Here is a 12,597-nt window from a genome sequence, read left to right as displayed (position 1 = left end):
GCATGATCTCGGGTTTCTCGGAACAGTGGCAGTGCCCGGCGGGCGAGTGGGCCGTATGGGCTCCCGACGCGACCACGAGGGCGGCGATGAAGACCGCACCTGAACAGGGCGTGAGCACGTCCTTCATTCAGGCCGACCACCTGCGCAGCGGCATCGACGGCGAGGCGTGCACGCGCCGGCTCGTGTTCACCACATTCACGATTCACGATGTATTCGACGAATCGTTGATCAATGTGGTGTTCACCGATTTCGTCCGTGCGCACGACGTCTTCCACACCTCCTTTCCGGTGTCGACGCAGCCCGATCCGCACGGCCGAACCCTCACGCCGGAGCAGATCGGACTCGCTATCACCGCCTCGTCGAATTCCCGTCCGGGCGTCACCGTGAAGGATCATCTGCTGGAGTCCGTGCCGGAGCTGCACGACTGGGCGGCCTTCGCCTTCGCCGTCACGGGCGTCGAGCGGGCCCGGCCCGACTCCCCCGCGCCGCGCTTCGACGTGGTGGTCTGCTCGGACCACATGTTCACCGACGGTGTCTCGCAGGCCGTCAGCTTCTTCGAGCTCCTGACGCGGTACACGGCCGCCCGCGCCGGCCGGCCGTTCACCGCGGTACCGGTGCGGCCGTACAGCGAGTTCACGCGGGAGCAGCGCACGTTGGCGGCGACCCTCACGCCGACCCATCCGGACGTGGTGCAGTGGCGCGAAACGCTCCGCCGCTCCGGCGGGATGCCGCGCTTCCCACTCCCCCTGGGCCTGGCCGAGGGCGAGGCGGCGCCGGGGCGGATCGCCGTGCACGGCTCGTTCATCGACGCCGAGCGGACGGCGCGGTTCGCCGCGGCGGCCAAGCGCGCGGGCGCGAACATGAGCAGCGCCCTCCTGGCCGTGCTCGGCCAGGTGCACCACAACCTCACCGGCGACGAGCTGTTCACGATGCTCATCCCCCGCGCCGACCGGTCCGGCACCGGTGACGCGATGGCCGTCGGCTGGTACGTCACCCTGGTCCCCGTGCAGTTCTCGGCACGCGGCGACTTCGACGAGGTGGCCCGCAACGCGCACGGGGCCGTCGCCGTGGCCAGGCAGCTCGAGCGCACGCCGGTGTTCCCCGTCATCGACCTGCTCGCCGACGACCCGGACTTCCCGGTGGAGCACGGCTTCACCTCGCCGATGCTCTCCTACATCGACGTCACTCGGGTTCCCGGCGCGGAACTGGCTCGGCAGCACGACTTCTCGGTGTTCGCCAATGCCACGCCCTCACGCGAGGTGTTCGTGTGGCTCAACCGGGACGAGTCGGGGCTGGACTTCAACGCGATGCACCCCGACACCGTGCAGGCCGCCCGCTCCGTCGACACGGTGTTCCGGCTGCTCCGCGACCGCATCGTGGAGGTCGCCGAGCGCAGCCCCGCGCTCACCGCTGTGTGACGACCGGCCCCAGCCGCGGCGATCCGCCCGGGCTCACCGTCCGGCGCTCGGGCCCGTCGGGACGCAGCGCCGAGCGCAGGTCCGCCGAGAATCCCCCGACGCGCGAGACCAGCTCCGCCTGGAGCGCAGCCCGCCCGCGACGATCGAGCGGCGGCACCGCGCCGAGCGGGGCGACGCCGAAGGCGATCCAGGAGGCCGCGGGATCGACGGCGACGGACGTGACCACCAGCTGCGCCCGGCTGGCCGGGTCGGCACCGGCGGGCCGGGGACCGAAGGGCACGGGCACAACGACGGGCAGGGCGAGGCCGCGGGGCTCGCGGCGCCGCGGGTAGCCGAGGAGGCGTTCGGCCTGCGGCACCGTCAGCCCGACGAGTTCCTCCGTCCGGATCCGTCCGCCCGATCCCTCGCGACGCGCGGACGGGACGATCGCCACGAGGACCAGCACCGCGAGGACGCCGAGCAGGGCCTGCACCAGCCGTCCACCCGTGGCCGCGAGCACGGTGGACGCCGCGGCGAATCCGCAGGCCAGGAGGTGCATCGCGAGCTGCTGCTGGAGCGACCGCGCGATCGTGACGAGGCCCACGAGCAGGATCGCCAGCGCGAGCGCGGCCATGTCCCACCGGCGGACCGACAGTGCTACGAGCAGGCCAGCGCCGAAGACGAGCCGGTAGGCGATCCACCATCCGCTCGCCCGCGGGCCCATCACCACTCTGGTCATGCAAAGACGATACAACCCAGGTTTGGCTGTGGATACGGATCAGTGCCCGCGGCGGATCCACTCCTCGAGCTGTGGGGATTCCGCACCCAGTGTCGTGCCGTCGCCGTGGCCGGTGTTCACGACCGTCTCCGGCGGCAACGCGAACAGGCGGTCGCGGATCGACTCGATGATCACCGAGAAGTCGCTGAAGGACCGGCCGGTGGCGCCCGGACCGCCCGCGAACAGCGTGTCGCCGCTGAACAGCCGCCCCGCCTCGGGCAGGTACAGGCACACCGATCCGGGCGAATGCCCCGGTGCGTGGATCACCTGGATCTCGGTGCCGCCCACAGCGATCCGGGTGTCGTCCGCGAGGTCCTGGTGGCCGACGCCCGGGTGGGTCATGGCCCACAGCACGTCGTCGCCGGGGTGCAGCAGGATCGGCGCGTCGAGCCGCTCCGAGAGCTCCGGCGCGACGGTCACGTGGTCGTTGTGCCCATGGGTGCAGACGATTCCGCGCACCGTCCGACCGTCGACGGCGCCCACGATCGGGTCCGCCGAGTGCGCGGCGTCGATCACGACGACCTCGCTGTCGTCGCCGACGAGCCACACGTTGTTGTCGACGTCCCAGTTCCCGCCGTCGAGGCTGAACGTGCCGGAGGTGACGACCCGTTCGACCCGCAGCGTCACAGCACCACCACCGAGCGCAGCACCTCGCCGCGGTGCATGGTCTCGAAGGCCAGCTCCACCTCGTCGAGCGCGATCCGCTCGGTGACGAACTTCTCCAACGGGAGACGTCCCTGCCGGTAGAGGTCCACCAGCTGCGGGAAGTCCCGCTCCGGCAGGCAGTCGCCGTACCACGACGACTTCAACGCCCCACCGCGCGAGAAGAAGTCGATGAGGGGCATGTCCAGGGTCATGTCCGGCGTCGGCACGCCCACCAGGACGACGGTGCCCGCCAGGTCGCGGGCGTAGAAGGCCTGCTTCCAGGTCTCGGGGCGGCCCACGGCATCGATCACCACGTCGGCGCCGAAGCCGTCGGTGAGTTCCTGGATCGCCTCCACGGCATCGACCTCCGCGGCGTTCACAGTGTGGGTGGCGCCGAGCTCGCGGGCCAGTTCGAGCTTGCGCGGATCGCGGTCGACGGCGATGATCGTGCGCGCCCCCACCAGCCGGGCACCCGCGATCGCCGCGTCTCCCACACCGCCGCAACCGATCACGGACACGGTGTCGCCGCGGGAGACGGCTCCGGTGTTCACTGCGGCGCCGAGGCCCGCCATGACACCGCACCCGAGCAGGCCCACCACGGCCGGGTCGGCCTCGGGATCGACCTTGGTGCACTGTCCCTGATGCACGAGCGTCTTGTCCGCGAACGCGCCGATACCGAGGGCCGGCGAGAGCTCGGTGCCGTCCTCGAGGGTCATCTTCTGCGTGGCGTTGAAGGTGTCGAAGCAGTACTGCGGTTTCCCGCGCTTGCAGGCGCGGCACTGCCCGCACACGGCCCGCCAGTTGAGGACCACGAAATCGCCGGGCGCGACGTGATCGACACCCGCACCGACGGTTTCGACGACACCCGCCGCCTCGTGCCCCAGCAGGAAGGGGAACTCGTCGTTGATGCCGCCCTCGCGGTAGTGCAGGTCGGTGTGGCAGACGCCGCATGCCTGGATCGCGACCACCACCTCGCCGGGCCCCGGGTCCGGAATCACGATCGGGACGAGCTCAACGGGCTTCCCCTGGGTGCGGGCGATGATTCCTCTGACGGTCTGCGGCATCAGTGCACCTTATCCATCCAGTCGTCCGGGACGCGACCCTCGGGCCCGGGTACGGGCTGGGACGCGGGATGGGCCTGCGGATCGGCCAACCGCGGACCGTCGTAGTAGCCCTGCGTGGCGTAGTCCCAGAACCAGTCCTCACCGGGCTCGAAGCTCTGCACGATCGGGTGCCCTGCCTCGCGGGCGTGGGCGCTGCCGTGCTGCGACGGCGACGAGTCGCAACACCCGACGTGCCCGCATTGGGCGCAGCGGCGCAAGTGGAACCACCAGCCGCCGGTGGCATCGCACTCGACGCAGCCGGTGCCGCTGGGCGGAACGCTCGGATCGATGGGATCGCTCATGACTCGTCCTTCTCCTCGGGGTCGGCCGGCGCGCGTTGCGGACCGGCGATGGGCAGTTTCACGGTGAACACGGTGGCGCCCGGCTCGGACGTCACCGAGAGGTTCCCCTGGTGCTTGTTGACCACGATGCGCCATGAGATGTCCAGTCCCAGACCGGTTCCCTCGCCGATGCCCTTGGTGGTGAAGAAGGGCTCGAAGATGCGTCCCACCACGTCGCGCGGGATGCCGGAGCCGGTGTCACCGATCTCCACCACGGCGCACTCGTCCTCCCGCCGGGTGCGGATCGTCAGGGTTCCGTTGCCGTCCATGGCCTGGATCGCGTTGTCGATGAGGTTGGTCCACACCTGGTTCAGCTCGGCGCCGTACCCGCTGACCTCCGGCAGCGTGCAGTCGTACTCCTTGACCACGGTGATGCCCTTGCCCAGTTTCTTGCCCATGATCACCAGCGTGCTGTCGAGCAGCTCGTGCAGGTTCAACTCCTGGAAGGGCGCACGATCCATCTGCGAGTACTGCTTCGCGGCGGCGACCAGCGTGGAGATCCGGGTCGTGGAGTCGGTGATCTCGTTGAGCAGCTGCTCCGTCTCCACCGTGTAGAACAGCCACTTCAGCGCGCCCGGCAGCATCTCGGGCCCCACCTCGGCGAGCACGCCCTCGAACCAGTCCTCGTCGGCCCCGGCGGCCACGAACGCGGGCGCGAGCGTGAAGGCGTCCGCGACGTCGTGGTCCTCGAGCCAGTCGGTGATCTCGTCCTCCCGGTCCGAGGCCTCGAGCGGGCTGAGCGACGGGGACTTCGCCACCAGTTCGACGGCCTGCCGCTGCAGGTCGACGAGGTCGACCAGCTGCTCGTGCCGCCAGGTGCCGTTCGCGATGTGCGCCAACTTGTCCCGCATGCCGGCGATCCGTTGCCGCAGCTCGTCGGCCGCACGGACCGCCGCACCGGCGGGGTTGTTCAGCTCGTGGGTGAGCCCCGCGGAGAGCGAGCCGAGCGCGAGCAGCCGCTCCCGCTCGCCGATCATCTGCTGCTGCCGCTTGCCGCCGTAGAACACGCCCTCCAGCAGGTGCAGCGCCATCGGGAACCACTGGTGCATCAGCTCGTTGAAGTCGGCGGAGGGCAGCACGAAGAAGCGCACGGGCGTGATCGCCCGCATCGACGCGTTGTACTTGCCGCCCATCTTCTCGCCGAGGAAGCTGGCCCAGGCCCCGGCGTACACGCCGCGCTGGTCCGTGCGGGTCGTCTCCACCGGCAGGCCGCCCACCGTCTGGCTCAGGGCGATCGTGCCGGAGAGCAGGACGAACAGCAGCTCAGCGGTGTCTCCCTCGCCGTACACCACGCCCTGCGGGTAGTCCTCGATACGGCCCCGCTCGCAGAGCCATTCGAGCTGCTCGTCGGAGAGCTTCTCGAAGAGGAACAGCGTGCGCAGCTCGTCCACCAGGCAGGGGTGATCGCTCGGGGCGCCGCCCACCCGCGCGGTCAGGCCCGCCGGTGTGTTCCCACTGGTCTCGGTCATGAGTCGATGCCCTCCAGATAGCGGTGGACGAACATGACCGCCATCGCGCCCTCGCCCACCGCTGAGGCGACGCGCTTGGCGGATTCGGACCGGACATCGCCCGCCACGAACACGCCCGGCACACTGGATTCGAGATGGAACGGGGGCCGGTCCAGTTCCCAGACCGACGGGGCGTCCTCGGGACGCAGGTCGGGCCCCGTCAGGACGAAGCCCTTGCCGTCCCGCTCGACGATGCCGTCGAGCCAGTCCGTGCGCGGCTCGGCACCGATGAACACGAACAGGAAGTCCGCGGGCACCGTCTCCTCGGTGCCGGCTGCGCGATCTCGCAGTGTCAGAGTCTCCAGGTGCTCCTCTCCCTGCGCCTCGATCACCTCGACGCCGGTGCGCACGTGCACGTTCTCGATCGCCGCGAGCTGCTGGATCAGGTAGTAGGACATGGACGCCTCGAGCGAGGCCCCGCGCACCAGCAGCGTCACCGAGCAGGCGTTGCGCGAAAGGTAGGCCGCGGCCTGGCCGGCGGAGTTCGCCCCGCCGACGATGAAGACGTGCTGGTCGGCGCACGCGGGGGCCTCTGTGAGCGCCGACCCGTAGTAGACGCCGGCGCCCGTGAGCCGGTCCAGGCCGGGCGCGTCGAGCCGCCGGTACGACACGCCCGTCGCGAGGATGACGGTGTGCGCCCCCACGGACGTCCCGTCGGCGAACCGCACCGTGCGCCCCGCTCCCGCGATCTCCAGCGCGGTGACATCGGAGGTGGTGATCACCTCGGCGCCGAACTTGCCCGCCTGCAGGCGCGCGCGCTCAGTGAGCTGCCCGCCGGACACCCCGTCGGGGAAGCCCAGGTAGTTCTCGATCCGCGAGCTCTGCCCGGCCTGCCCGCCGGTGGAGTGCCGCTCGACGAGCACCGTCCGCAGCCCCTCCGACGCGCCGTACACGGCCGCGCCCAGGCCGGCGGGGCCGCCGCCCACGATGACGAGGTCGTAGAAGTCCTCCGACGGTGCCGTGGACAGTCCCACGTGCTGCGCCAGTTCGCTGTCCGACGGTGCCGTCAGCACCGTCCCGTCCGCCGCCGCCACCAACGGCAGGTCCTGCCCGTCGCTGCCCGCGGCGGCCAGCAGCCGCTGCCCCTCCGGCGATTCGGAGGTGTACCACCGGTAGGGGATCTGGTTGCGCGCGAGGAACTCCCGCACCTCGGAGGAACGCGAGGACCACCGGTGGCCGACGACCTTCGTCTCCGGCACGGGCCGGTAGTCGCTGCGCGCCCACGCCTCCAGTTCGGCGTCGATCACCGGGTACAGCTTCTCCTCCGGCGGGTCCCACGGCTTGAGCAGGTAGTGGTCCAGGTCGACGACGTTGATGGCCTCGATCGCCGCACCCGTGTCCGCGTACGCGGTGAGCAGCAGGCGCCGCGCGCCCGGGTAGACGTCCATCGCGGACTCCAGGAACTCCAGCCCCGTCATTCCAGGCATGCGGTAGTCGGCGAGGATCGCCGCCACGACGTCGCCGCGCAGCTTGAGCTCGCGCAGCGCGTCGAGCGCCTGCTGCCCGCTCTCCGCGCGCACGATCCGGTAGTCGCCGCCGTACTTGCGCCGCAGGTCACGGGCCACGGCGCGGGACACGCTGGGATCGTCGTCGACGGTCAGGATCGCGGGGCGCCGTTTCTCGGGTTCGGTCACCGTTTCAGATTACGACGGTGGCCGCCTCCGCGTCGGTGAGTGCAGCTGTGAGCGAACACATCGCGTCCGGTCCGTATCCACGAGGGCGACACGTCCTGCTTCACCATCGATTCACGCTAGCGGATACGCTGTCCCGCTGTCCCCGCCCGATTCGTTTCGACCCCACCGAAACGCCACACCCCCGAATCGTTCGGTCCCCACCAGAACGCCCGGCGTTGTGGTGGGGAGCGAACGGATTGGGGGGGACGACCCCATCGACGACGATCCCCGCGATACCGATCCCCTCCGATCTTCGGTGCGTGTCGGCGAGGACACGCCGATCAGCCGGCGCAGTCTTCCACCAAAGCTCGAAGAATCCGACGTCAACGCGGCAACGACGGCCGAGGGGTATGCGTGCGACGCATGGCATCCGCCTCAGAAATGCCCGTGACCTGCAGATATTCAGCCATGCGCCGCACGCATGGCTTTCGCGATCGACTACCACCGCCGGCTGATCCGGCCCGCGTCTACTCACCCGAGCTGCGCACGCCCACGCCGCGACGGCAGCCCGCCGATCCAGCGAGCGCGAGCCTCAGACCAACCCGCCCACACGCTCTCCCGCCATGGACGCGGACAGCACCCGGGCGACACCGTCGGCGGTGGCGGGCCAGGAGAACTCGCCCGCCCGCTCCTGCGCCTTCGCCCCGAGCTTCTCGCGGAGCAGCGCATCGCTGAGCAGCAGGTGCACCGACTCCGTCAGCCCCGCGAGGTCGCGGACCAGGAGGCCGGTGGCACCGTCGACCACCGAATCGGTGAGCCCGCGCGACGATACGTACCCCACCGTGGGGACCGCGTGCTGCGCCGCCTCGATCACCGTGATGCCCCAGCCCTCCTTACGGGAGGGCATGACGTGCACCCAGGCTCGCGACAACAGCCGGTGCTTGCGCTCCTCGGTGACGTGGCCGTGGAAAGTCACCCGGTCCAGCACGCCGAGCCTCGCCGCGTAGGCGTACAGCTCGGAATCCCACCAGCCGCTACCGATCACGTCGAGATGCAGGTCGGGGTCGCGATGGCGGAGGCGGGCTAGCACATCGAGGGCGTCCTCGATCTGCTTGTGCGGCACCAGCCGCGACAGCACAACGATCCTCGGCGACGGCGAGGGCACGTCGGACACTCCGGACGGCACATCGTCGATCCCGTTGCGCACCACGGCGACCCGCTCCGTACCCACGCCGAGCAGCGCCAGCTCCTCCGCCGACGGCAGCGACACGGTGAGGTACTGCGACGCGCGATGCACCCACGGCGAGAGGCGCGACTCGATGAACCAACCGACCCGCGCGACGAGCCGACCCGCCACCGGCCACTGCTCGCGATGGCAGTGGTGCACGAGCACCGTCACCGGCACGCCGGCCACGATCCGCGCGAAGAAGGGAATGCCGTTCTGGGTGTCGATCACCGCGTCGGGGCGGATGCCGCGCAACGGGCCGCGCCCGAACCGCGCAGCCACGATCGCCACCAGCGCCAGCGGATACACCGTGAACCGGCCGCCGCCGCGGGAGATGCGCACGCCGCGCACGGTCTCCGAGCGGGCCGCCCCTGGGTACATCGCGGTGCGCAGCGTTACCCGCACGCCGCGCGCGGCCAACTCCTCGCCGACGCGCTCGAGGTACAGCTCACTGCCGCCGCCCTGGGGGTGGCGGGTGTCACGCCAACACAGCAGGAGGACCTCACGCACGCGTTCTAGGGTACCGTCCGGTCACGTGTACCCCGCTACCTGGAAGAACGCCACGGCACGGCTGCGGCGGCGCGCCACCCTGCGCCGCTCCGTCGGGCTGCTCTCGGACTTCCGGTTCGAGCAGTCGGAGCCCGCGCGCTTCTACGGCTCGCTCGCCCGCGACACCGTCGACCTGACCGGCGACCTGTTCGGGGACCTCGACGGCGCTCTCGTCCTCGACGTGGGCGGCGGCCCCGGCTACTTCGAGGACGCGTTCGCCGAGCACGGCGCCGTCTACGTCCCCGTCGAACCCGACCCGTCCGAGGCCCACGCCGCCGGCATCACCTCCTCGCGGGGCGTCCGGGGCTCCGGGCTCGCGCTCCCGATCGCCGACGGTGCCGTCGACGTCTGCCTCTCGTCGAACGTCGCAGAGCACGTGCGCGATTGGCGGACGATGGGCGACGAGATGCTCCGGGTGACCCGTCCGGGCGGCATGGTGATCCTGAGCTACACGGTCTGGTACGGGCCCTTCGGCGGCCACGAGATGGGGCTGAGCCACTACCTCGGCGGCGAGCGCGCCGCTCGCAGGTACACGCGTCGGCACGGGCACCCGCCCAAGAACCTCTACGGCACATCGCTGTTCAAGGTCGGCGCCGCAGACGGCCTCGCCTGGGCCCGCACCGTCGACGGTGCCGAGCTCGTGGCCGCCTTCCCGCGGTACCACCCGTCGTGGGCGTGGTGGATGGTCCGGGTGCCGGTCCTGCGCGAACTGCTCGTCTCGAACCTGGTGCTGGTGTTCCGCAGGCCCTGATACCTGTTCGACGGTGCGCCGCAACGGGTCCGGCCCCCGACCGCGGATCGCGCGGGAGGGGGCCGGAACGGGGAGACGGCGGATCAAGCAGCTGCGCCCGTGTCCGCCGAGTCGGCCGACGAGGAGCCGGTTGACGAGGAATCCGTCGACGTCGAGGAGTCGGTCGACGCCGGATCCGTCTTGGCGGCGTCGGCCGACGAGGAGTCGGTCGTCTTCGGATCCGTCTTCGAGGCGTCCTCGGTCTTCGGATCCGTCTTCGCAGCGTCCTCGGTCTTCGGATCCGTCTTCGCAGCGTCCTCCGTCTTCGGATCCGTCTTCGCAGCGTCCTCCGTCTTCGGATCCGTCTTCGCGGCATCCTCGGTCTTCGGATCCGTCTTCGCGGCATCCTCGGTCTTCGGATCCGTCTTCGCGGTGTCCTCGACCTTGGGCTCGTCGACACGGTGCTTGCCGACGTAGCCGTCCGCGGCCTTCGCGGCGTCGGCGTCTTTCGCCTTGGCAGCGGCCGCATCGGCATCCTTAGCCTTGGCGGCAGCAGCATCGGCGTCCTTCGCCTTCGCGGCAGCGGCCTCGTCCTCGGTCGCGGCACCGGCGGCGGCGTCCGCCACGGCGGGGGCGGCGAGGAGCGAGGCGACCTGCGCCGCAGGCGCGTCCTTGCCCTTCGCGGTGTCGGCAAGCGACTTCGCGGTATCGGTACCGGCGAGACCGGCCAACCCCTTGGTCAGGTTGCCGAACAGGTCGGTCAGCCCGCCGCCGTTGATGACGGAGGAGGCCAGCGACACCGGCAGCGAGATCACCGTGGTGATGAGCGAGATGACCGGCTTGAGCAGGCCGAGTCCCAGGTTCACCACGGGCGAGACGATGGTGTTGGTCACGAGCGAGATCGGCCCGGCGATGAGTGGACCGACGAACGGGATGTTCGCCACCAGAGTCGGGATCAGCTGCGCGCCACCGGAGACGACGCCGCCGACGATGCCGGTGAGCAGGTCGGGCAGCTTCGCCAGGCCGCCCGGGGTGCCGAGACTGGCGATGACGAGCGATACGACGCGACCGATCAGTTGGCCGTCCATGATGCCGAGCAGCTTCTCGTCCGGCAGGCCGTTGACGATGTCCTTGAGCTTGCCCGTCGGGATCGCGCTCACCAGCTGGATCAGCTTCTCGGTGGGCAGGCCCGCGACGATGGGGCCGAGCTTCTCGACGGGGATGCCGTTGACGATCTCGCCGAGCGTCTTGTCGTCGAGGCCGGAGACGACCTTGATCAGCTTGTCGGTCGGGATGCCGGCGACCAGCTTGGTGAGCTTATCGGCGGACAGGCCCGCGACCACGGGGCCGAGAACGTCGAGCGGGATGAGGTCGACGATCTTGCCGAGCCGGTCGGCACCGAGGCCGGAGACGACCTCGGCGAGCTTCTCGTCCGAGATGTAGCCGACGAGCTTGGTCAGCTTCTCCGTGTCCAGTGCGGCCACCGCGGGGCCGATCTTCGCGGGGTCGACCTTGCCGATGACCTCGGTCAGCACGGCGGGATCGAGTCCCTCGACCAGCTTGGCGATGGTGTCGGTCGGCAGGCCCTTGACGACGGTCGTCAGCTTGTCGACGGGGATCTGCTTGACGAGCTCGGTCAGCTTGTCGGCGGGCAGGCTCGCGACCACGGGGCCGAGGATCTCGTTGGGGATGCCGCCGACGAGGTCCTTGAGCTTCTGCTGATCGAGCCCCGAGACGATCGTGACGAGGCGATCGGTCGGCAGCGCGCCGACGATCTTCGTGAGCGTGGCGTCATCGAGGCTCTTGACGACGTTGATGAGCTTGTCCTGCGGGATGCTCTTCACCACGGCGTTGAGCTTGTCCTGCGACAGCCCCGAGACGATGGTGTTGAGCTTGCCCTGCGGCAGGCCGTTGACGATCTCGGTGAGCTTCGCCTCGTTGAGGTTGTTCATGATCGCCACGACGGCGGACGACGGCATCGCCTCGAGGATCCGCGCCGTCTTGTCCGCCGGGATCCGCTCCATGATGGCGGCCACCTTGTCCGGCGGCACCTGCGCGAGGACGCGCGCGAGCTTGTTCGGGTCCGCGGACGACAGCTCGGAGACGAGGAGCGCGTCGGGCAGGAGATCGATCAGGCCGACCGTCTCGATGTCCACGCGCAGCGGCGCTGCGGCGGCGGGCACGGCGAGCACCTGCGCCGGGCTCACCGCGTGCGGCAGGGTCAGGCTCCCGGCGGGGAGGGTGGTCAGTGCCACTGAACCGGCGAGCACGGTGGCCGCCATCGCTTTGGTCACCACCCCCGTCCGGCTCCAGCTGAATGTCGCGCCGGGGCGCATGAGGGCGCTGTCGCGCAGGGCTGCTTCACGCATGGTTCTTCTCCTGGGGAGGTCTCAGTCGTAACGGCCGCGCGCCTTGAGGGTGGGGCGCCGCGGCGTGGCTGAGGAGCGATCGCCCATCGACAATGGAACTTACGTTGTCTTCAGCCACCGCGAAGGCTAGCCACAGGAACTAGCTACCGATGGGTAGTTACTTCGTTTTGAGATTCAACCGAGACCGAACCGTGACAGAGCCGGTTGGCCGACTAAATACGCAGGTCACACCACATAAAGAGAGCGGCGCGTCAGTCCGATTAACACCGTTTCCCGGCATGCGACCGATCTCCCCAGGCCACAACAGGCGCTGTATCCGTGTCATCTAAACAAGTGAAC

At 70.0% G+C, this 12,597-nt stretch carries 10 protein-coding genes; 2 read left to right on the top strand and 8 right to left on the bottom strand.

Annotated features, from left to right (window positions below):
- The first annotated feature begins 2 nt into the window (after positions 1-2).
- Complete coding sequence (locus tag AXK61_RS06515; protein WP_068744360.1) at positions 3-1,418, top strand: condensation domain-containing protein; 1,416 nt, start codon at positions 3-5, stop codon at positions 1,416-1,418.
- Here the strand turns inward: AXK61_RS06515 and AXK61_RS06510 are convergent.
- The 7 genes from AXK61_RS06510 to AXK61_RS06480 form a co-directional block, all read right to left on the bottom strand.
- The gene (locus tag AXK61_RS06510; RefSeq protein WP_156485585.1) at positions 1,405-2,136 is read right to left on the bottom strand and encodes a hypothetical protein; all 732 of its coding nucleotides are present in this window, start codon (positions 2,134-2,136) and stop codon (positions 1,405-1,407) included. The genes AXK61_RS06515 and AXK61_RS06510 overlap by 14 nt on opposite strands.
- A 39-nt stretch (positions 2,137-2,175) precedes the next feature.
- A complete protein-coding gene (locus AXK61_RS06505; protein ID WP_068573818.1) occupies positions 2,176-2,802 on the bottom strand; it encodes an MBL fold metallo-hydrolase in 627 nt (208 codons plus the stop codon).
- Complete coding sequence (locus AXK61_RS06500) at positions 2,799-3,884, bottom strand: S-(hydroxymethyl)mycothiol dehydrogenase (protein ID WP_068573816.1); 1,086 nt, start codon at positions 3,882-3,884, stop codon at positions 2,799-2,801. Before AXK61_RS06500 ends, AXK61_RS06505 begins: the two co-directional genes overlap by 4 nt.
- On the bottom strand, positions 3,884-4,225 hold the full coding sequence (locus AXK61_RS06495; protein ID WP_068573814.1) for a UBP-type zinc finger domain-containing protein: 342 nt from the start codon (positions 4,223-4,225) through the stop codon (positions 3,884-3,886). The genes AXK61_RS06500 and AXK61_RS06495 overlap by 1 nt, the downstream gene beginning before the upstream one ends.
- The gene (locus AXK61_RS06490) at positions 4,222-5,733 is read right to left on the bottom strand and encodes an ATP-binding protein (protein WP_082778146.1); all 1,512 of its coding nucleotides are present in this window, start codon (positions 5,731-5,733) and stop codon (positions 4,222-4,224) included. The genes AXK61_RS06495 and AXK61_RS06490 overlap by 4 nt, the downstream gene beginning before the upstream one ends.
- A complete protein-coding gene (locus AXK61_RS06485; protein WP_068573812.1) occupies positions 5,730-7,406 on the bottom strand; it encodes an NAD(P)/FAD-dependent oxidoreductase in 1,677 nt (558 codons plus the stop codon). Before AXK61_RS06485 ends, AXK61_RS06490 begins: the two co-directional genes overlap by 4 nt.
- Positions 7,407-7,977: 571 nt before the next feature.
- Positions 7,978-9,120 (bottom strand): glycosyltransferase family 4 protein, encoded by a 1,143-nt coding sequence (locus AXK61_RS06480; protein ID WP_068744354.1) that lies wholly within the window; start codon positions 9,118-9,120, stop codon positions 7,978-7,980.
- Positions 9,121-9,145: 25 nt separating this feature from the next.
- Here AXK61_RS06480 and AXK61_RS06475 point away from each other — a divergent pair, with 25 nt between their 5' ends.
- The gene (locus tag AXK61_RS06475; RefSeq protein ID WP_068744353.1) at positions 9,146-9,910 is read left to right on the top strand and encodes a class I SAM-dependent methyltransferase; all 765 of its coding nucleotides are present in this window, start codon (positions 9,146-9,148) and stop codon (positions 9,908-9,910) included.
- A gap of 83 nt (positions 9,911-9,993) precedes the next feature.
- Here AXK61_RS06475 and AXK61_RS06470 read toward each other — a convergent pair whose 3' ends face one another.
- The gene (locus tag AXK61_RS06470; protein WP_082789248.1) at positions 9,994-12,258 is read right to left on the bottom strand and encodes a magnesium transporter MgtE N-terminal domain-containing protein; all 2,265 of its coding nucleotides are present in this window, start codon (positions 12,256-12,258) and stop codon (positions 9,994-9,996) included.
- Between the last annotated feature and the right edge of the window lie 339 nt (positions 12,259-12,597).

This window comes from Tsukamurella pseudospumae (assembly GCF_001575205.1).
GTDB classification, from domain to species: Bacteria; Actinomycetota; Actinomycetes; order Mycobacteriales; family Mycobacteriaceae; genus Tsukamurella; species Tsukamurella pseudospumae.
Note: the sequence above shows the minus strand (reverse complement) of the source record. Positions and strands in the feature narration are given on the sequence as shown.

What these genes read in the sequence shown, in the direction of transcription:
- AXK61_RS06510 (WP_156485585.1), bottom strand. Translation starts at nt 2,136, where the DNA reads ATGACCAGAGTGGTGATGGGCCCGCGGGCGAGCGGATGGTGGATCGCC.
- AXK61_RS06495 (WP_068573814.1), bottom strand. Translation starts at nt 4,225, where the DNA reads ATGAGCGATCCCATCGATCCGAGCGTTCCGCCCAGCGGCACCGGCTGC.
- AXK61_RS06515 (WP_068744360.1), top strand. Translation starts at nt 3, where the DNA reads ATGATCTCGGGTTTCTCGGAACAGTGGCAGTGCCCGGCGGGCGAGTGG.
- AXK61_RS06500 (WP_068573816.1), bottom strand. Translation starts at nt 3,884, where the DNA reads ATGCCGCAGACCGTCAGAGGAATCATCGCCCGCACCCAGGGGAAGCCC.
- AXK61_RS06490 (WP_082778146.1), bottom strand. Translation starts at nt 5,733, where the DNA reads ATGACCGAGACCAGTGGGAACACACCGGCGGGCCTGACCGCGCGGGTG.
- AXK61_RS06470 (WP_082789248.1), bottom strand. Translation starts at nt 12,258, where the DNA reads ATGCGTGAAGCAGCCCTGCGCGACAGCGCCCTCATGCGCCCCGGCGCG.